Here is a 20,819-nt window from a genome sequence, read left to right as displayed (position 1 = left end):
TAGGTTGTTTTGAGTGGGGTTTGAATGTGAATGTAGCGGGTTTCAATATAGCAATAGAATCTGCTCTTTAGCCCTGCTTTAAGAAAGCTAAGATTCTATATCTTTGCCTAGCTCATACAGCCCATTTTTAAGCACAATCTCATTGCGATTTGTCTCAATTAGCCCTTGTGTTTTTAGCTCTTTTATCACTCTTGTAACTGCCTCTCTGGCACTGCCGATGTTGTTTGCTATACTTTCTTGACTTGCTTCTACGCGGTTATTTTTAGCGTTACTTAGCAGAAACTTTATTATGCGATTTTTGAGACTTTTAAAGGTTACATCATTAATGGTGTCAAAGGCTTGTTTTAGGCGTTTAGAGACTAAAAAGAGATTAAAACGCATAATAGATTCATTACTCTGTGTGAGTGTCTCAAAAATCTTATTTGGCAGGATAAACACGCTAGAATCTTCCATAAACTCAAGCACCACATCAGCCTTAATGTTTGATAAAATACAGCTTGTAGAGATGATACAGCTTTCCTTATCGCTTATGGTAAAAATGGTGATTTCCTTAGCATTGCTTGATACGCTAAAAAAGCGGACTTTTCCGCTTAAAACATACAAAAAGCCTAGCAACTCATCGCTATCAGGGTAGATTCTATATCCTTTTGTGTAGGCTTTTACAATGCCCTTATTCTGTAATACTTCAAGGCTTTTCTCATCGCCACATATTGTGGTATTTATTTGTATCAAGGTGTCTTTAGATAGTGGTTGCATATTTTCCTTTTGTGATAAAATCGCTTGAATTATAACTTAAAAAGGTTAGTGTTGGGGTTTGTGGAATTTATATGAAAGCTTAAGTTTTATGCGAATTTTAGCAATACTACTCATCAATCGCTTTATACACTATTGCACCAAAACGGGATTTTTTTGAACCTTGTAGTATGTCATGCTGATTTGCATGAGTGTTAATTTGTATCGTGCTTTCTAGGTTATTTTTACAATCATAAAATTCTAGTAAAAATTGCAATGGGTTATTATTACTTACTTTTATGTGTAGTGTTTGTTTGGCTTTTAGGTCAATTTTGATGAATTTGCTTAATTCAGCTGTAAGGATAGCTTGTGCTTCTTGTTTATGGCTATGCAAACTATCTAGCTCCCAGTGTAAAGCGTAGTTAGGAAGTGTTGAAATGCTATTTTGAAATTCTAAAAGCATAATATTTCCATAACTCATATTTTTTGTTAGAGCTTGATAAAGCACAATATCTTCTTTTAATGCGTGTAATATTTCTTTAAACTTTTTATATTGTGAGAAAGAGACTTGATTGCAAGTTTTAAGCAAGGTAGATAGTTCGCTTTGTGCTTGGGTTATGCGATTTGCAATAGAGCCTTCCAATATTTCTCTGCTTACTCTCACACGCACATTCACTTTATTGCCTTGCTTTGTTGTCTTTTCAACTTCTACTGATGGTATATCCTTAATCTTAGATTCTAAAAATGTGTTAGTCATACCGCTTGTTTGTAATGTATCATTTTTTTGATTTATATTTTGTTGTGTTGAGTATTTAATACTTACTTGCAAATTTGTCGCAAGATCTTGCAAGGCATTCTGCTTTGCAATATCAAAGTTAGGACCAGAGCCTTCACCATAGATATAGTCTTTGTTTGTTTTATCCTTATGAAAGCTTGTATCTTTTGCATGACTACAACCATGCAAACCAAATAGCATGATACATATCAAAGTGTAGATGAAAATGCAAAGGGATCGCAAATATTTTTGCATATTGCCTCCACTTTTTAAATAAATAAAGAATTTACACTTTCATTGTGATAAATCCTACGCACGACCTCAGCAAAAAGCGGTGCGACAGATAGAATCTTAATCTTTGGACTTGTCTGCTGTAATGGGATAGAATTGCTTAATACCACTTCATCTAGCACACTTTCATTGATTCTATCATACGCACCACCACTTAAAACCGGGTGTGTGCCAACCGCCATGACACTCGCTGCACCCCTATCTTTTAATGCTTTGGCTGCTTTACACATCGTCCCAGCGGTATCAATCATATCATCTAGCAAAATGACATCTTTATTTGCTACATCGCCGATGATATTCATCACCTCGCTTTCATTTGCTTTCTCTCTTCTTTTATCAACGATAACTAAATCTAGTCCCAACTGATTTGCAAAATATCTAGCCCGTGCTACACCGCCAATATCCGGGCTTGCAATGATTGGATTTTTCAACTCTTTCTTATGTCGTATGTAATCTCTAAATATAATCGCCCCATAGAGATTATCCACTGGAATATCAAAAAAGCCTTGAATCTGTCCGGCATGTAAATCCATAGTGATAACACGATTTATACCCGCACTCTGTATTAAGTTCGCCACAAGCTTTGCAGTAATTGGCACTCGCGGGGCTGCTTTTCTATCCTGTCTTGCATAGCCAAAATACGGAATCACAGCATTAATAGAGTTTGCACTACTACGCTTAAATGCATCAGCCATTATAAGTAATTCCATAAGATTATCGTTTGTTGGAGAGCAGGTTGGTTGCACGATAAAGACATCTTTTCCACGCACAGATTCGCTGATTTGCACGCTAATTTCGCCATCGCTAAAACGCGTTAAAAGAGCCTTTGATAGTGAGCAGTCAAGGTGGGTTGCTAACTCTTTGCTAAACTCTGGGTGTGCATTTCCTGTAAAAATTTTAAAGCCCTTCAAAGCCATTCCTTTTTTAAATGTGTGTCAATCATAATTTGTTAGTTTAGAATCTTAGCTAAACTTTTTGGAGAATACAATATGTAAAGCTTATATTCTGCTAAATATTTTAGACTCCATAACTTATGTGATATCAAACTCTCTTTAGTCTCGACAATATTTTAATGCAAATTATGCAATGAAGTATATGAAACAAATTTCTATTACGATTGCAAATTAATAAAACTATGCTAGAATAAATCGATATATAAAATGAATTTATGCAAAGACAAATGGCTAAGGTAAAAGGATAATCATGCAGACTATTCAATTACAACAAACAAATATAATGACAAAAAAGCTTTTACAAAAAAAGGGTGCTAAGGCATTGCTTAATGGTAATTTTCAAGGCGCATTTTATCTTTTTGAGAGTGCATTTTGGCTTGATACGCATGATTTAGATTCTAGAATCGGGCTTTATCTTGCTGATATGGGTATGGATTTTGGACAAGAGGCAATTGGCATTTATGATTTTTATCAAAGCATACTTTCAGCTGAAAAACGCTCAAATAAACATAGAGTTCAACGCATGATACTTTCTCTCATTGAAGCTTTTGACAATAAAACACATAAGCTTTCAAAGGCTATGCAAAGAAGTAAAAATGAGGCAATGGATAGCTATGATGCGATTAGTTATGCAGATATCAAAGCCTTATTAAAGACAAAGGATTTTAAAGAGATTTACAGCGGATTGCCCATAAATACAAAGCTTGTGTTTGGAGAAAAGGGGGATTTTTACGAGTTTTTATCCTTACTCGTGCAGAATGATTATATTGAAGCATTACTGCATTATATCGACTCATTGCCACGATATGATATGGAGCTTATACCCTTAATTGAAGCGGCAAATAATAAACTCAAAAAAAATAAAGCTAAAAAACAACAAAAAGTATCAAAATGAAACCACACATTACAGATGATACAAGAAAGCTAAGAGAAGATTCTATCTTTCTTAAAACCCCGCAAAACGCACATTTTATAGAATCTTTACCGCAAAATATCCGCATTTTAGAAAGAGATGAGCTAAAAGAGTATTTCAATACAAATATTAAACTAATTGGCATTACAGGCACAAATGGCAAAACAACAACGGCAGCGGCTATATATTCTGTGCTGCTTGATATGGGTTATAAAGTCGCCCTGCTTGGCACTCGTGGTATGTTTATCAATGACACACGAAAAAAACCAAAGGGGCTAACGACACCCAGCCTTTTAGAGCTATATGAAGATATAGATATGGCGGCAAATATGGGTTGCGATTTCTTTGTCATGGAGGTTAGCTCTCATGCGATTAAACAGGAGAGAATCTATGGTTTAGAGTTCTGCCTTAAGATTCTCACAAATATCACAAGCGATCATTTAGACTATCATAAGACTTGGGAAGATTATGCTAAGACTAAAATGCAGTTCCTGCAAAGTGGCGAGTGTATAAAGATTATTAATCTTGATGATAAAAGTGGTGCTAGTATGCGTTTTTATCCGCATGTCCTTACCTATGGTGTGGAATCTAAGGGGCATTTATTTGTGAATGCCTATGGTTTGCAAGATGGGATTTTCGCACAGATGAGTTTGCGATTGCAAAAAGATTCTATGCAAGAATGCGTTATAGAATCTAGTCTTTTTGGTCTTTTCAATCTCTATAATCTCATGGCAGCAACACTTGCAATACATGCTATCACAAAGCAAGATATACAAAGCATTTGTGCGTGTGTGAAAAACTTTGGCGGTGTGTCTGGTCGCATGGAGATTGTAAGTAAAACGCCTTTAGTAATCATTGATTTTGCCCATACAACTGATGGTATGAAGCAGGTTTTTGAATCTTTTAAGACAAAAAATATAAGCGTTGTGTTTGGGGCTGGTGGAGATAGAGATAAGAGTAAGCGTGAGAAAATGGGGGCTTGTGCTAGATTCTATGCAAAAAAGATTTATATCACAAATGATAATCCAAGAAGTGAAAATCCGCTAAGTATCGCACAAGAGATAGCAAAAGGTGTGTTTGCAAAAAGCCTTAATGAAACAGATATAGAGATTAAAGAAAACACTTCTTATGAGATTAAATCAAGTAATGCTGCTATTACTATGCAAATTATCCTTGATAGAAAAGAAGCTATCAAACTCGCTTTAAGAGAATTACAAAAAGATTGGGTTTTACTTGTGCTAGGCAAAGGCGATGAGAGTGTGCAGATATTTAGAGATAATGAAATACATTTTAGCGATAAGGAATGCGTGCAAGAGATACTTAAAGATAAATAAGGTTGATTTTAGAAACTTTTACATTGTAATGATTTTTAGTGAGAATGTGAAAGTTATAGTAGGGTTGTTCTAGATTCTAAAGTCATATATCGATAGATTATCATTTCATATATTAAGCATAAATTGCTACAATAATGCAGTTTATTTACAAATAATCACAATCAAAATAAAAAACAAGTAGAAACAATATGCAAGATAAAGTAGATTCTAAAAAACATACACAAGAAAGCATAATAAAAAAAGATGGCTTTGACTTTGCGTTTAACACAGGGAAGTGTAGTGAATGTGGGGGGAAGTGCTGCTATGGTGAGAGTGGTTATATTTTTGCAAGTATTGCGGAGATAGAGAGAATCAGTGCTTTTTTAAATATACCTTTTGAGGATTTTTGTTTGCGTTATATTAAGAAAGTAGGCACAAGATTCTCTCTTATTGAAAAAAAATGCGATGATGTAGAAAAAGGCATAAGTTGTGTATTTTTTGATGAAAAAAGTTTAAAATGCTCCATTTATGAAGTTAGACCAAAGCAATGTCAAACCTTTCCTTTTTGGAGCATGTATAAAGAGGATAAAAATGAGTTAGTAAGCCGTTGTATAGGTGTTATTATTTAGCACAGCATATATGAGGTTGGAGTGATTATGAAAACAAATATTTTTGCATTAATTTGTCGCATAAGCCTAGCATGTGTTGCAATGTTGCATATAAGTTGTGCAGATACTACGAGAAAATTAGGTCAAAATATACAAAGCACACAGACATATAATACAGATGTTGGCGCTGATTTTCTTATGCTAAAAGCCGCTGACTTTATGAATCAAGGACTTTTTTTAGAAGCTGCTGATATATACGATAGGCTTTATAAGCAAACAAAAGATATTTATTTTTTAAAACAAGTCGCATTGGCTAAAAGTCAAGCTGGAAGCATTGAGTTGGCAGTGGAAGCAGCAAAGCAATATCAAACTTTAAGTAAAAATTTAGATGATGTGGATACAAATCTCATCATTGCAGAAGATCACATACGAAAAAAGCAATATAATCTAGCAATTATTTTGCTTGAAAAGAATATAGCTATAAATCCGAGTTTGCATACACATTATGTTTTGAGTAATTTATATTTGCAAGAAAATATGCCTAAAAAGGCTGTGAAGCATTTTATAAGTGTATATGATGATCCCATGAGTTCTGGGACAAAACTAAGACTAGAAGCACTTAATCAAATTGTAGCAATCTATTTAAAGCTTAAAGAGATAGATAATGCTTTACATTATCTCAATATGTATATCGCAGATAATGAATATAGCCTAAATTTACAGACATTTTTTCCTATCTATGCAAAGGCTAATAAACTTGATATGCTACAAGAGAATCTTGCAAAAAGATTCCATGATGACAAAAGCTTAGAAAATGCGCGTATGCTTGTAGCAATTCTGGTGCAATTAAAGCATTATGATGAGGCAATAAAACTATTGCGAGAAAATGAATCTTTGCTTGGCAATGATGGCGAAGAAATGCTTATGCAAGTTTATGCAGAGTATGGGGATTTTAAGAGTGCTTCTAAAATAGCAAGTAAGCTATACGCACAGACAAAAAAAGCAGAATTATTGGGGCTTAGTGCGGTATATGAATATGAGGCGATAGAATCGAAAAATAAACAAACTCTAAAACCAATCATTAATACGCTTAAAACTATGCTTACAAAACGCACAGAAGAGCTAAAAGAGGCAAAAGAGAATCTCAGCAAAAATGACGCATTTTTTTATAATTTTTTGGGCTATTTGATGATTATCCATGATTTTAATATTGATGAGGGTATGCAGTATGTAAGCAAAGCCCTTGCCATCGAGCCAACATCTATTGAATATTTGGATAGCCTAGCTTGGGGATTCTATAAAAAAGGGGACTGCAAACAGGCTAAAGAGACATTTGAACTCATCTCACCAGATAAGTTGCAGGATATACCAGAGCTTATAGAGCATAGCAAGGCGATTAGAGAATGCAATTAGATATATACACTATGTTTTATTAGGAATTTTATTGATTTGGTTTTATAAATAATGATTTTTCAAATGTCTAATAATACAGAATCTAAACTTTTGTATTTCAAAATACTAATTTTTTAGGTATAATAGCGAGTTTTATTAAGATTAGAATTTGGATTAGATTCTCTAACTACTATTTATTCGTGATAGTTAAATTATAGGCAAGGAGTTTTTGTGAAGCTATTTACAAAGCATTTTCCTTATGTGCAACATAATTGCAAAAGTTATGCAAATATGGTTGTTTGGGGTATAGGTGCAAATGTTGGTCATTGCATAAAAACTTTTGAGCAACTTTTTTCTTGCTTATATAAACACCCAAAGATTCAGATTCACAGCACAGCATACATTTATAAGAATCCGCCTTTTGGATATATAAAACAGCCAGATTTTTACAATACAAGTATTATATTTAGCACATCTTTATGTGTGAGATCGCTTTTTTCTCTTATGTTTTATTTTGAAAGAAAGTTTGGTAGAGAAAGGGTGCGTTTAATGAAAAATGGGGAGCGTAGCTTGGATATTGATTTAATTTTTTATGCGAAAAAGAAGGTAAATTTAGCTCACATGTATCTACCACATAGAGAGTATGCTAATAGGCAAAGTGTGTTGCAACCACTTACTTTTCAATTAGGTTTATTTAAATGAAGCTTTATACTTATTCAGGAGAGACACCACCAGAGGCTTTGAAAAAAGCACAGAGTATGCACGGAGATGAAGCATTAATCATTGATAGCAAGGAAATAAGAAAAAAAACTCTAACAGAGCCGGGCTTATATGAAGTCGTAGTTGCAGTCCAAGACGATGCAGCCCCGGTGCCACAGCCAGAAGTCGTTGCAACGAGATCTAATAGCATTCAGCAAAGACTTGATGAAATCGCACAAAAAGAGCTTGAGCGCAAAAGGGCGCAAAAAAAACTTGATGTTTTCGATGAAGATATTAGTCGTCAGCTTAGTCGTGCAGTAAAAGAGATTTCGGAGTTATCTAGTGATATAGATTCTGAAGATATTCGCCTTGATTTTAGTCCAAATGTTACGAATAGATTGCAAACGCAATCTACAAAAAAAGATGATTTACAGGTTGCAAATGCACCGATTTTACAGCAAACTTCAAGCACATTAGAAACACTTAATAAACGAGTTGGATCAAAGTTGCAAGAGCGACAGAATCTGCAGGGGGCAAATGTAGAAGAGTTGCGTGGGATAAAGCAAGAGCTAGATAAATTAAATGATAAACTAAAGCTTATTCAAAACATGGTATGGGACGATAAAAGTCCAAAAAGTGAGGGCATAAATATACCCCATGAGTTTGCTGAAATCTATCGTATTGCAAAGAGTAGCGGTATAATTAAAAGTCATCTTGATGCGATTATGAGCCTTAGCCTTGAGCTTATGCCGCTTAAAATGCGTGAAAATTCTTTGACTATCAAGCGTTATTTTAGGGAAGTGTTGCGTAAAATGGTATATTGTCGCCCAGAAAGCAAGGATATGACAAAAAAAATAATGATGCTTGTAGGTCCAACAGGTGTTGGCAAGACTACCGCACTTGCAAAACTTGCTGCTAGATTCTCACTTGAGAAAAAGGCAAAGGTCGGCATTATCACCCTTGATAGTTACAGAATCGGTGCATTGCAGCAGCTTGAATGGTATGCAGAGAGAATGCGTATTAGCATTCAAATGGTGGTTGCCCCAGAAGAGTTTTTACAAGCCCTAGATTCACTTCGCTATTGTGATTATATTCTAGTTGATACCGCAGGTCGTAGTCAAAATGATAGCGAGAGAATCGCACAGATAAAAAAATACTTACAAGGTGATTATAAAATCAATACTTCACTTGTTATGAGTGCGACAACAAAATTTGAGGATTTGCGTGATATTTACGATGCATTTAGTATTTTGAATCTTGATACATTGATATTTAGCAAACTTGATGAAAGTCGCGGCTTAGGCAATATTTTTTCCCTTGCGTATGAGACAAAAAAACCCATCAGTTACTTTTCTATCGGGCAGGAAGTCCCCACAGACTTGGTTGTAGCAACTAATGAGTCGTTAGCTGATTGGCTTTTAGATGGTTTTATAAAACCTATACGATAGCTTTAGATTCTTAGAATCTTCTATACAAATATACATACTTTCACATCAACTTATCGTAACTATATGCTGTAAAATGGGGTTATGTGTAGTTTTTACACATAGTTTTGTAAAAAAAGTTTTAAAACAAATTGCTAAAAGAATTTCAAAGTGATTATATCTTATAATGTTACGCGGAAGTATGCAGGGTAAATATGGCATACTACTGGCAAATCAAAGCTCATTTTAAGGGAGGCTTAATGCAAGAAGAGAAGGTGATAGAAGGTTATCTTGGCATAACCACAGAACGCAAAAAAAGTAGAGTGCCTGCACGATTAGACTGGTGGCAAAGTGCTACCGGGCTTTTTTTAGGCTTATTTATGATAGCACACATGTTTTTTGTCTCTAGTATTCTTATTAGCGATCAATTCATGTTTACTATTACGAAGTTATTTGAGGGTAGTCCATTTCTTAGCAAAGCTGGAGAACCAAAAATAGTAAGCGGTGTAGCGGCATTTGTATTTATTGTTTTTGTTGCACATGCTTTTTTGGCAATGCGAAAATTTCCTATTAATTATAGGCAATTTCTTGCTTTAAAAGCACATAAACATGTGATGAAGCACAGCGATACAAGTTTATGGTTTATACAAGCAGCGACAGGCTTTGTTATGTTTTTCTTGGCAAGTGTGCATCTTTATATCATGTTTGCAGAGCCAGATACTATTGGACCAAGTGGTTCTTCATTTAGATTCTTTGAGCAAAACTTTTGGTTACTCTATATTGTTTTGCTTTTTGCGGTTGAATTGCATGGTTCTATCGGTCTTTATCGTCTTTGCATTAAATGGGGATGGTTTGAAGGGCTTGGAATCAGTGGTTTAAGAACTGCAAAATGGCTTATGAGTGCGTTCTTTATTATTTTAGGTCTAGCTACATTCTATGCGTATTTTAGTAAGGGAATGAATCAGGATTTTAAAAGCATTCAAGATGCTAAAGAGTATGACCATGAAAGATTTGGTGTTCATGTTGAAGCAACAAACACAAATGCAATGGCAGACAAAGCTCTTGCTATTGCAAAAGAAAATCTAAGCAAGTAATAGAAAAGGAAGATATATGAAAGTAGTATATTGTGATGCGTTGGTTATTGGGGGCGGATTAGCAGGGCTTAGGGCTTCTATTGCAGCAAAAGAGGCAGGATTAAACACAATTGTATTAAGTCTTGTCCCAGTAAAAAGAAGCCACTCGGCAGCAGCTCAAGGTGGTATGCAAGCAAGTCTTGGAAACTCTGTAAAGAGTGATGGTGATAATGAGGATTTACACTTTGCTGACACGGTGAAAGGAAGCGATTGGGGTTGTGATCAAGATGTAGCAAGAATGTTTGTTACCACCGCTCCAAAAGCAATTAGGGAGCTAGCAGGATTTGGTGTGCCTTGGACTAGAATCCAAAAAGGTGATCGTCCGGCAGTTATCAATGGCGAAAAAGTAACAATTACAGAAGATGACTTCCGCCACGGCTATATCCATTCACGCGACTTTGGTGGCACAAAAAAATGGCGAACTTGCTATACTGCCGATGCGACAGGGCATACTATGCTTTATGCGGTGGCAAATGAAGCTTATAAGCTTGGTGTGGATATACAAGATAGAAAAGAAGCTATTTCTATCATTCATCAAGATGGCAAGTGCTATGGTGCGGTTGTGCGTGATTTGGTAACAGGCGAGCTTATAGCCTATGTATCTAAAGGCACATTACTTGCCACAGGTGGTTATGGTAGAGTGTATAGAAATACGACAAATGCGGTAATTTGTGAAGGTATTGGTGCAGCTATTGCGATGGAGACAGGTGTTGCAAAACTTGGCAATATGGAAGCTGTGCAGTTTCACCCAACACCGCTTGTGCCTAGTGGAATCCTACTTACAGAAGGTTGTAGGGGTGATGGTGGAATCTTGCGTGATGTTGATGGCTATCGCTTTATGCCTGATTATGAGCCAGAGAAAAAGGAGCTTGCAAGCCGCGATGTTGTGTCTCGTAGAATGCTTGAGCATATCCGCAATGGTAAAGGTGTAAAATCACCTTATGGTGATCACTTGTGGCTTGATATTGCTATCTTGGGTAGAGCACATGTTGAGAGAAATTTACGCGATGTGCAAGATATTTGTAAAACATTTGCAGGTTTAGATCCAGCAGAAAAATGGGCGCCTGTGCGACCTATGCAGCATTACTCTATGGGTGGTATTCGCACAAATTATCAAGGTGAAACTTATCTTAAAGGATTATTTGCGGCGGGTGAAGTTGCGTGCTGGGATTTACATGGATTCAATAGGCTTGGTGGAAACTCTGTAAGTGAAGCGGTGGTATCTGGCATGATTATCGGTGGATATTTCACTGATTATTGTGTGAAAGCACAAATTGAAGTGCAAACTTCTGTGCTTGAGAAGTTTATTAAAGAGCAAGAAAGCTATATTGCTTCTCTTATTAATAATTCTGGCAATGAAGATGTCTATGAGCTTAAAAATGCGATGAAAGATATTATGGATAATGATGTGGGTATTTTCCGTGATGGTAAGAGTTTGCAAGAAGCTGTTAATAAACTTGAAGAGTTATTTAAACGCAGCAGAAATATTCATGTGAAAAACAAAAAGTTGCATAATAACCCAGAGCTAGAAGATGCTTACCGCACGCCAAAAATGCTTAAAGTTGCTTTATGTGTAGCGAAAGGTGCGCTTGATAGGACAGAATCTCGCGGGGCACATTCAAGGGAAGATTATCCAAAAAGAGACGATGCAAATTGGCTTAAACGCACACTTACAAGCTGGGAAGATCCAAACCAAACATTACCAACGGTAACTTATGAAGATTTGGATATTATGAAAATGGAGATTGCTCCGGGCTTCCGCGGATATGGTGCTAAAGGTATGATTATTGAGCATCCAAATAGTGCTATAAGACAAGCTGAGATTGATAGAATCACACAAGAGATTCAAGCTAAAGGTGGCGATAGATATGCCCTGCAAGAAGCTCTTATGCCATTTAATTTGCAACCACAATATAAAGCAAGAAATCAAAGATTAGGAGATAGATAATGAGTGCTGAAACTAAAGGAAGAACATTAACTATAAGAGCATTAAAATTTGACCCACAGAGTGCCACTTCAAAGCCACATTTTAGGGAATACAAAATTGAAGAAGCACATTCTATGACTGTTTTTATTGCGCTTGGTATGATTAGAGAGCAGCAAGACCCGGATTTGAGCTTTGACTTTGTATGTCGTGCTGGAATCTGTGGTAGTTGTGGCATGATGATTAATGGGCGACCCGGTCTTGCTTGCAGAACTTTGACACAAGATTTCCCTGATGGCGTTATCACGCTTATGCCTTTACCTGCATTCAAGCTTATTAAGGATTTAAGTGTAAATACAGGTGATTGGTTTGCAGGAATGACAAAACGAGTTGAAAGCTGGATTCACACACAGCATAAACCCGATATTTCAAAGCTTGAAATGCCTATAGAGCCTGAAGTGGCTGATGAAGTTTTTGAGCTTGATAGATGTATTGAGTGTGGGTGCTGTATCGCAAGTTGTGCGACAAAGGTTATGCGTGATGACTTTGTAGGTGCTGCTGGTATGAATAGAATTGTGCGATTTATGATTGATCCACATGATGAGCGAACTGATGAAGATTATTATGAGCTTGTAGGTAATGATGATGGTGTATTTGGTTGTATGAGTCTTATTGCTTGTCATGATGTATGCCCTAAAGAGTTGCCACTTCAAAGCAAGATAGCATATTTGCGTCGCAAGATGGTGGCTTTACGCTAGAATCTTAATGTTGATTCAGAACTATAAAATGTAGCCTTATTATTGACTTGCATAATTGCGAGTTAGCGTGAAGCTAGTGTCTAGTGCGAAACTTTAGAAAAGGCGATAACTGACTTATAGCTTGATATTGAGCAAGAATATCAAGCTTATGTTTAAAGATGTTTTATGTTCACTTCATTTTATTTACAAAAAATCTGTTTTTTTAAATGTCCTGATGCAATATTATATATTTTCTATATTTGACTATTAAGCATAATAGATACGCCAAGTATAAACTTTTATATTTACCTTACTTGCAATAATTTTTGCTACAATCTGCACTTTTATGGCGAGTTTTCGAAGTTGTTTAAAGAAAGGTTTGTAGGCATGAAAGGCATAGTTTTGGCAGGTGGAAGTGGGACAAGACTTTATCCATCTACGCTTATGGTATCTAAGCAATTGCTACCTATTTACGATAAGCCTATGATTTATTATCCATTATCTGTGCTAATGCTTGCGCAAATTAGAGAGGTTTTAATCATTTCTACCCCTAAAGATACACCAAGATTTAGAGAGATTTTTGGCGATGGTAGTTGGCTTGGTATGGAGATTGAGTATTCTATACAAGAGAGCCCTGATGGATTAGCTCAAGGACTTATTTTAGCAGAGCAGTTTGTAGGCAATGATGATGTAGCATTGATTCTGGGGGATAATGTCTTTTATGGGCAGGGCTTTTCGCCTATGCTTTTAGAGGCAAAGCAAGAGGCACAAAATGGCATTGCTACGATTTTTTCCTATCGCGTTAAAGACCCAGAGCGTTTTGGTGTGGTAGAGATAGATAAAGAGGGCAGGGCGTTAAGTATTGAAGAGAAGCCACTTAATCCTAAGAGTAATTTTGCGGTAACTGGGCTGTATTTTTATGATAACAACGCCATTTCTATCGCTAAATCTTTAAAGCCTAGTGCAAGGGGAGAGCTAGAAATCACTGATGTAAATATTGCGTATTTAAAGCAAAATAAGCTAAGATCTCAAGTGCTAGGAAGGGGCTTTGCGTGGCTTGATACGGGCACACACGATAGTCTTGTGGAGGCTTCTACTTTTGTGCAGACTATTGAGTTGCGGCAGGGCTATAAAATTGCTTGTTTAGAGGAGATTGCCTATCATAATGGTTGGATTGATGAAGAAAAATTGCTAGAGCGTGCTTGTGTTTTGCAAAAAAGTGGCTATGGTGAGTATTTGAAAAATCTTTTAGAACATTAGGTGGGGTAGGGCAGTGAAAAGTATTTTAATAACAGGTGGGGCTGGTTTTATCGGTAGCAATTTTGTGTTGTATTTTTTGAAAAAATATCCAAATTATCACATTGTAAATTTAGATCTGCTTACTTACGCTGGGAGTCTAGAGAATCTAAAAGGTGTGGAAAATTTCAGCAATTATACTTTTATGCAGGGCGATATTTGCGATGAAAGCTTGGTGAATGAGATTTTCACAAAATATGAGATTGAAAGTGTGATACATTTTGCTGCTGAATCTCACGTGGATAATTCTATTGCCAATCCCAATGCGTTTATAAAAACAAATGTCAATGGGACTTTTAATCTTTTGCATACTGCTTATTTACATTGGTTTGAAGCACCGCATATTGCAAAAAGAGGCAAGGAAAATTGTGTGTTTCATCACATTAGCACTGATGAAGTTTTTGGCTCTTTGGGCGAGAGTGGGTATTTTACAGAATCTACACCCTATGCACCAAACTCCCCCTATTCAGCTTCTAAGGCATCAAGCGATATGCTTGTGAGATCTTATATCCATACCTATGGATTAAAGGCATTTATCACAAATTGTTCTAACAATTATGGTCCTAAGCAACACGATGAGAAGCTTATCCCCACGATCATTCGTAACGCTCTGCAAGGTGAGACAATACCTATTTATGGCGATGGTAAAAATGTGCGTGATTGGCTCTATGTGGAGGATCATTGCCGTGCTATTGATGTAGTATTTCACTCACAATGCTATGGCGAGACTTTTAATGTCGGTGGGAATTGTGAGCGTGTGAATATAGAGATTGCAAAGCATATTTGTGCGTTGCTTGATGAGATTGCCCCAAGGGCGGATAAAAAGTCTTATCAAAGTCAAATTGCTTTTGTGCAGGATAGGGCAGGACACGATAGGCGTTATGCCATTGATTCTAGCAAGATAGCTAAGATTCTAGGCTGGAAGCCACAAGAGAGTTTCGCAAGTGGGCTAGAGAAGACATTGCGGTATTATGTTGAAAAATATGAAAGGTAGGAAAATATGAATTTAAAACGATCGTTTGAGAAACGTTATCAGAGATTTGTTGCCAATCGCGCATTAAGGCATTATAAATATGTCCATTTAATGTTCAATGATAAGTTTAATAAACCATTTGTTGATTTTTTGAATAAATATTTTGACAAAAGAGAGCATTTGATTTTATGTAAACGAACTTTCAACGAGTTTTCATTTCCTGAAGGCTCAAATGTTATTGAGGTGATGGATTATTCTGGACTGAACTTTTCTTGCAATAATATCAAAAAAATTATTTGTCACTCGTTATTTGATGAGCAGCTTGTAGACCTATTTTATAATAATCGTGATTTACTGAATAAGAGTTATTGGATAATGTGGGGAGGCGATCTGTATCATCCAGTAAGGGACGAGAAAAATGATTTTGTAAGAAAACACTTTAAAGGCTATCATAGCGATTTAGATAAAGAGTATGCATTGCAAACTTATGGTATGGAAGGTAAGTTTTATAGATCGTTCTATATTTTTCCACTTTCTAGGGAAATGCTAGATAACACCGTTAAAAAACAAACCGATTGTGTTACGATACAAATTAATAACTCATCTGATAAATCGACGCTTGAAATGCTGGATATACTTGCAAAATTTAGAGATAAGGATATTGTGGTTAGAACGGTTGTATCGTATGGAGATACGAGATATAACAATGATATTATAGCTAAGGGTAGAGAGATATTTGGCAACAAGTTTGAATACCTAGATAAACTTCTGAGTTCGCATGAGTATGCACAGTATTTAGCTCAAAATGATATTTTGATATTAAACCAAGCCAATCAAGAAGGCTTTGGCAACACAATAGCATCTCTGTATTTAGGGGTAAAGGTATTTATTCGACGGGAATCTTCGGTCTATGGCTATCTCAATAATGATGGTTGTCATATTTACGATAGCATGAATATTGTTAATTTGAGTTTTGATGAATTTATATCAAACCCATATAGTAGTGCTAACAAAAAAGAGACAAGAGAAAAGTATTATAACGAAGACTACCTTGCAAAATTGTATAGGGATTTTTTTGAAGATTAGATTGAAAATATAGCAGATATGGTGCAAAGGGATGCAGTATGAAAAAGATATTGATTTTTGGCAATAGTGACTATGCAAAGGTGGTAACTCAATATTTGCAGGAATGCTATGAGATTGTTGCTTATGTGGTTCATAGACAATATTTAAATGAAAAGATGTTTTTAAATAAACCGCTTGTGGCTTTTGAAGATATTTGCGAATTGTATCCACCGCATAGTTACCAAATGTTTGTTGCAATTGGCTACAAGCAAATCAATGCTATAAAAGAACGAATTTATAAGAGCGTTAAGGAAAGTGGTTATAAATGTATTACTTATATCCATTCTAGTGTGCGAATGATTAATGGGGGGGGGGGGGGTAAGTATTGGTGAAAATGTTTTTATATTTGAAAATGTTGTGCTACAACCATTTGTTAAGATAGGTGATAATGTTAGTATTTTGCCTGCTTCGATTGTCTGCCATGATAGTTATATTGGAGATCACTGCTTTGTAGCTTCGGGAGTTTGCATTAATGGTTTTGTTGAAGTGAGAAGTAATTGTTTTTTAGGTGCGGGTTCTATTATTAAAAATGGTGTGTGTCTTGGTGAGAAAAGTTTAATAGGTGCAGGTTGTTGCATTTTAAAGGACACGAATACAGGAAGTGTGTATAGGTCCAGTGATGCTATCAGGCTTTCTAAGAATAGTTGGGATATTAATTTGTAGAAAAGGAAGGATAATGTCAATCAATGTTGCATTTTTTTGCACAGGCAATGGTTCGTTTTTAAAGTTTATTGAGCAAAATAGAGATATGTTAGGGAAATTTGCATGGGGGGGGGGGTAAATCTATACCTTCTATGCGATAGAGAATGTGGTGCTTATGTAGATTTGAAAGACAAAATAGATTCCATTATATTGCAATATAGCGAGCTTGGTGGAGTGGAATTTGAGAGACAGGCTAAGTGCTGGTTGGAATCTAAAAATGTAGATTATTTAGTTTTGACTTGCGATAGAATTTTGAGATATTCGTTGTTAGATAGTTATTGTAAAAATAAAAAAGCTTTCAATATTCATCCAGCTTTGTTGCCTAATTATGTTGGTATGCGTGCCGTCGAAAGAAGTTTTGTGTCGGATGATTCTGTATATGGTGCAACTATTCACTATGTAACAAAGGAGCTTGATATGGGACCTAGAGTTGCTAGATGTGTTGTTGAAAGAGATAGTGATAATTTTGTGCAATACGCACATAAGTTGTTTGTTAATCAAAGCGTGTTACTATTAAATTTTTTATGTGTTCTTGTGTCTAGAGATCAGATTCATTTATTAGATGATACTTTTCATAAAGGTTTTAATCCATCGTTAGTTATTGAAAAACAGGATATTGTGTTTTTTGATTCTAAAGATAAAGAGTATTTGGAGATATGATGAAAAAAGTAGCTATTTTACAATCAAATTACATTCCATGGAAAGGCTATTTTGACTTAATTAATTCTGTGGATGAGTTTATTATTTATGATAGCATGCAATACACTAGAAGAGATTGGAGAAATAGAAATCAAATCAAAACGGCAAATGGGTTGCAGTGGCTAAGTATACCGGTCGAAACAAAAGGCAATTATACCAGCCCAATAAGAGAAACTAAGGTTGCAGATATGCGGTGGAAGGCTAAACATATTGAGAGTTTAAGACATAATTATTCAAAAGCCCTGTGTTTTAAAGATAATTTTGCATGGCTAGAATCTTTATTGATGGAGATCAAATCGCTTTATTTAAGTGAAATAAACTTAATCTTGATGAAGGCTATATGTGAGTATTTTGGAATCCAAACTAAAATTTCTTGGGACACAGATTATGGATTAATAGAGGGAAAAACACAAAGGTTGGTTGATTTATGTCAAAAGGTAGGGGCAGATGAATATATATCTGGACCTGCAGCAAAAAGCTATATACAAGAGGATCTTTTTAATCAGGCAAATATAAAACTTACTTGGTTTGATTATTCTGATTATAAAGAATATACTCAACTTTATCCACCTTTTGTGCATAATGTCAGTGTTATAGATCTTATCTTTAATGAGGGAGAAAATGCCAAAATGTACTTAAAAAGCTTTAATGCAATCAATGGGGGGGGGGGGGTGAATACCCTTATTTTTATCTCTTTTTATCTGCATATATATCTAAGAAAACCGCATATTTAATATTGTTTTGTTGCCTTTCTACTTTGAGATGTAGAGAGGTGATTAAATGAGCTATTTAACACAACATGAACTTTTATCTTTAGACTTTAAATCTCTTGGCAAAAATGTATTAATATCTTCAAAAGCAAGTCTATATGATACGCATTTAATGATTCTTGATGATAATGTAAGGATTGATGATTTTTGTGTGATAAGTGGCAATGTTTATCTTGGAAAATCTGTCAGCATTGCACCTTTTTGTTTAATTGCCGGTGGTAGTAAAAGTGAAGATTTGCAAAAAGGTGGAGTTATTATCGGCAATCATAGTGTCTTTGCTTATGGTGTAAGAGCTTTTTCTCGCAGCGACAATTATGTTACAACGAATAAAGATGAAGTATATATAGATAGAGTGGTAATTGGTCATCATTGTATTTGTGGGACAAATAGTGTTATTTATGCTGGAAGTAGGCTTGGTGATTATGTGTCTGTTGGTGCGCTTAGTTTCGTTAAAGGCGTATGTGAGAGTTATAGTGTATATGTTGGTACTCCAGCAAAGTTACTTAAGCGTGTAAAACTCTATGGGGGGGGGGGGGGTAAATACCTATATTTTATACTTTTTTGTCTATGTGTATATCGCAAAATTTTCACTTTTAAGTCTCTTCAACTTTTTACTCAATGCAAGTTTTTGTTTCCAAGTTATATCTCTAAGATTCAATAAAAAATATTTGGAGATATGATGAAAAAAGTAGCTATTTTACAATCAAATTACATTCCATGGAAAGGTTATTTTGACATAATCAATTCTGTAGATGAGTTTATTATTTATGATACTATGCAATACACAAAAAATGATTGGAGAAATCGCAATCAAATCAAAACTGCTGTTGGTATACAATGGTTAAGCATACCGGTTAAAATAGGTGGAAGAATTTCTCAAAATCAGACAATTAATCAAACGCAAATTGCAGATTCTGGATGGAGCAAAAAACATTGGAATGCCATTAAAATGAATTATGCTAAATCTCAATATTTTAAGCACTATCAAACAATTTTTGAATCTTTATATGCTGAATGTAGCACAGAATCTCTTTTATCGTTGATTAATTATAAATTTATTATTGAGATTAATGCGATACTTGGAATCCAAACTAAAATTTCTTGGGACACAGATTATGGATTAATAGAAGGAAAAACACAAAGGTTGGTTGATTTATGTCAAAAGGTAGGGGCAGATGAATATATATCTGGACCTGCAGCAAAAAGCTATATACAAGAGGATCTTTTCAATCAAGCAAATATAAAACTTACTTGGTTTGATTATTCTGATTATAAAGAATATACTCAACTTTATCCACCTTTTGTGCATAATGTCAGTGTTATAGATCTTATCTTTAATGAGGGAGAAAATGCCAAAATGTACTTAAAAAGCTTTAATGCAATCAATGGGGGGGGGGGGGTAACTAAATATCGTTATTATGTCTTTAAGGAAGGGATGGCATCATGAAGTGCTATCTTTTTGTATTGGGATATAAGGGGTTGTTTGTATTAAACGAACTTGAACGAAAAGGCTTGTTGCAATGTATTGAATGTGTGGTAACACATATCATCAAAACCGAAAAGAGCTATTTTGATGATATTAAAGAAATATGTTGTCGAAATGGAATTCCATTTTGTCTTAAAGATGAGATATCAAAATTTCACAAGGATAACAACTCATATGCTGTAGCGATCGGTTGGAAATGGGTGATTCAGGGGTATTCTAAAATTATTGTTTTTCATGATTCCTTGTTGCCAAAGTATCGGGGTTTTAATCCTCTGGTTACTAGTTTAATTAATGGTGATGATACGATTGGAGTTAGTGTTCTATATGGCACAAATGAGTATGATAAGGGCGATATTATTTATCAAAAGAGTATGGCAGTATCTTATCCTATCACGATATGGGAGGCTATTGGTAAAATATCACATCTTTATGCAGATCTTTGCATTAAGGTCTTAAAAGATATTCAATCAAATAAAAGTTTAATTGCTAAAAAGCAGAATCATGCAGAAGCCACATATAGTTTATGGAGAGATAGGCAAGATTACCATATTAATTGGCAATGGGATAGCGCTAGAATTGTTCGTTTTATAGATGCTGTTGGTTTTCCGTATGATGGGGCTAAAACAATGTTTGAGAATAAAATCTTAAAAGTGCTTAAAGCAGAGGTAATTAAAGATGTTGTGGTAGCAAATAGAGATTGTGGTAAGGTGATTTTTATGGAAAATAAATGCTGTATTGTTGTGTGTGGGATTGGGTTGGTTAAACTGTGCGAAGTTGTAGATGAGAATGGACAAAGATGGATTGCTCCAAATTTTCGAATACATTTTAGATAGTTGCGATATTGTCCCTAGTTGCATTTGAAATATATTAAAAA

General features: G+C 35.3%; 22 protein-coding genes. 19 read left to right on the top strand and 3 right to left on the bottom strand.

Features of this window, described 5'->3' with window-relative positions:
- Window positions 1–87: 87 nt before the first annotated feature.
- The 3 genes from C6H17_RS03710 to C6H17_RS03700 form a co-directional block, all read right to left on the bottom strand.
- Window positions 88–756, bottom strand: a complete 669-nt coding sequence (locus C6H17_RS03710) for a Crp/Fnr family transcriptional regulator (RefSeq protein WP_005218177.1) — start codon at window positions 754–756, stop codon at window positions 88–90.
- Between the two features lie 106 nt (window positions 757–862).
- Entirely contained in the window at window positions 863–1,762 is a 900-nt protein-coding gene (locus C6H17_RS03705; protein WP_005218175.1) for an LPP20 family lipoprotein, read from the bottom strand.
- A 14-nt stretch (window positions 1,763–1,776) separates the two neighbouring features.
- Window positions 1,777–2,709, bottom strand: coding sequence for a ribose-phosphate pyrophosphokinase (locus C6H17_RS03700; RefSeq protein ID WP_005218173.1), 933 nt, complete (start codon window positions 2,707–2,709; stop codon window positions 1,777–1,779).
- A 292-nt stretch (window positions 2,710–3,001) separates the two neighbouring features.
- Between C6H17_RS03700 and C6H17_RS03695 the strand changes: the two genes are divergently transcribed.
- The 19 genes from C6H17_RS03695 (at window position 3,002) to C6H17_RS03610 (ending at window position 20,778) form a co-directional block, all read left to right on the top strand.
- Window positions 3,002–3,646, top strand: a complete 645-nt coding sequence (locus C6H17_RS03695) for a hypothetical protein (RefSeq protein ID WP_005218171.1) — start codon at window positions 3,002–3,004, stop codon at window positions 3,644–3,646.
- On the top strand, window positions 3,643–4,998 hold the full coding sequence (locus tag C6H17_RS03690; protein ID WP_005218169.1) for a UDP-N-acetylmuramoyl-L-alanyl-D-glutamate--2,6-diaminopimelate ligase: 1,356 nt from the start codon (window positions 3,643–3,645) through the stop codon (window positions 4,996–4,998). Before C6H17_RS03695 ends, C6H17_RS03690 begins: the two co-directional genes overlap by 4 nt.
- Before the next feature lie 188 nt (window positions 4,999–5,186).
- Window positions 5,187–5,606 (top strand): YkgJ family cysteine cluster protein, encoded by a 420-nt coding sequence (locus C6H17_RS03685; protein WP_005218166.1) that lies wholly within the window; start codon window positions 5,187–5,189, stop codon window positions 5,604–5,606.
- A 27-nt stretch (window positions 5,607–5,633) separates the two neighbouring features.
- The gene (locus tag C6H17_RS03680) at window positions 5,634–6,998 is read left to right on the top strand and encodes a tetratricopeptide repeat protein (RefSeq protein WP_020995900.1); all 1,365 of its coding nucleotides are present in this window, start codon (window positions 5,634–5,636) and stop codon (window positions 6,996–6,998) included.
- Between the two features lie 210 nt (window positions 6,999–7,208).
- Window positions 7,209–7,679 (top strand): 2-amino-4-hydroxy-6-hydroxymethyldihydropteridine diphosphokinase, encoded by a 471-nt coding sequence (gene folK, locus C6H17_RS03675; protein WP_005218163.1) that lies wholly within the window; start codon window positions 7,209–7,211, stop codon window positions 7,677–7,679.
- Window positions 7,676–9,124 carry a flagellar biosynthesis protein FlhF gene (gene flhF, locus C6H17_RS03670; RefSeq protein ID WP_104731347.1) on the top strand — a complete coding sequence of 483 codons (1,449 nt, stop codon included), beginning with the start codon at window positions 7,676–7,678 and terminating at the stop codon, window positions 9,122–9,124. The genes folK and flhF overlap by 4 nt, the downstream gene beginning before the upstream one ends.
- 236 nt (window positions 9,125–9,360) lie before the next feature.
- Window positions 9,361–10,194 (top strand): fumarate reductase cytochrome b subunit, encoded by an 834-nt coding sequence (locus C6H17_RS03665; protein WP_004087235.1) that lies wholly within the window; start codon window positions 9,361–9,363, stop codon window positions 10,192–10,194.
- Between the two features lie 16 nt (window positions 10,195–10,210).
- A complete protein-coding gene (locus C6H17_RS03660) occupies window positions 10,211–12,181 on the top strand; it encodes a fumarate reductase flavoprotein subunit (protein WP_005218160.1) in 1,971 nt (656 codons plus the stop codon).
- On the top strand, window positions 12,181–12,915 hold the full coding sequence (locus C6H17_RS03655; protein WP_004087231.1) for a fumarate reductase iron-sulfur subunit: 735 nt from the start codon (window positions 12,181–12,183) through the stop codon (window positions 12,913–12,915). The genes C6H17_RS03660 and C6H17_RS03655 overlap by 1 nt, the downstream gene beginning before the upstream one ends.
- A 366-nt stretch (window positions 12,916–13,281) precedes the next feature.
- Window positions 13,282–14,154 (top strand): glucose-1-phosphate thymidylyltransferase RfbA, encoded by an 873-nt coding sequence (gene rfbA / locus C6H17_RS03650; RefSeq protein WP_020995901.1) that lies wholly within the window; start codon window positions 13,282–13,284, stop codon window positions 14,152–14,154.
- Window positions 14,155–14,167: 13 nt separating this feature from the next.
- Window positions 14,168–15,184: a dTDP-glucose 4,6-dehydratase gene (gene rfbB / locus C6H17_RS03645; RefSeq protein ID WP_005218156.1), complete on the top strand. Its 1,017-nt coding sequence runs from the start codon at window positions 14,168–14,170 to the stop codon at window positions 15,182–15,184.
- A gap of 6 nt (window positions 15,185–15,190) precedes the next feature.
- A complete protein-coding gene (locus C6H17_RS03640; RefSeq protein WP_005218154.1) occupies window positions 15,191–16,249 on the top strand; it encodes a hypothetical protein in 1,059 nt (352 codons plus the stop codon).
- Between the two features lie 38 nt (window positions 16,250–16,287).
- Window positions 16,288–16,620, top strand: coding sequence for a hypothetical protein (locus C6H17_RS12840; RefSeq protein ID WP_233714090.1), 333 nt, complete (start codon window positions 16,288–16,290; stop codon window positions 16,618–16,620).
- Complete coding sequence (locus C6H17_RS12835) at window positions 16,592–16,951, top strand: DapH/DapD/GlmU-related protein (protein ID WP_233714089.1); 360 nt, start codon at window positions 16,592–16,594, stop codon at window positions 16,949–16,951. Before C6H17_RS12840 ends, C6H17_RS12835 begins: the two co-directional genes overlap by 29 nt.
- 102 nt (window positions 16,952–17,053) lie before the next feature.
- Entirely contained in the window at window positions 17,054–17,650 is a 597-nt protein-coding gene (locus tag C6H17_RS03630; protein ID WP_233714088.1) for a formyltransferase family protein, read from the top strand.
- Entirely contained in the window at window positions 17,650–18,423 is a 774-nt protein-coding gene (locus C6H17_RS03625) for a WbqC family protein (RefSeq protein ID WP_104731346.1), read from the top strand. The genes C6H17_RS03630 and C6H17_RS03625 overlap by 1 nt, the downstream gene beginning before the upstream one ends.
- A gap of 46 nt (window positions 18,424–18,469) precedes the next feature.
- On the top strand, window positions 18,470–19,120 hold the full coding sequence (locus C6H17_RS03620; protein ID WP_104731345.1) for an acyltransferase: 651 nt from the start codon (window positions 18,470–18,472) through the stop codon (window positions 19,118–19,120).
- Between the two features lie 18 nt (window positions 19,121–19,138).
- Window positions 19,139–19,906, top strand: coding sequence for a WbqC family protein (locus tag C6H17_RS03615; protein ID WP_104731344.1), 768 nt, complete (start codon window positions 19,139–19,141; stop codon window positions 19,904–19,906).
- Window positions 19,903–20,778, top strand: a complete 876-nt coding sequence (locus C6H17_RS03610; protein ID WP_005218146.1) for a methionyl-tRNA formyltransferase — start codon at window positions 19,903–19,905, stop codon at window positions 20,776–20,778. The genes C6H17_RS03615 and C6H17_RS03610 overlap by 4 nt, the downstream gene beginning before the upstream one ends.
- The last annotated feature ends 41 nt before the right edge of the window (window positions 20,779–20,819 follow it).

The sequence above is a fragment of the Helicobacter rappini genome, from assembly GCF_900198625.1.
Classification (GTDB): domain Bacteria; phylum Campylobacterota; class Campylobacteria; order Campylobacterales; family Helicobacteraceae; genus Helicobacter_A; species Helicobacter_A rappini.
Note: the sequence above shows the minus strand (reverse complement) of the source record. Positions and strands in the feature narration are given on the sequence as shown.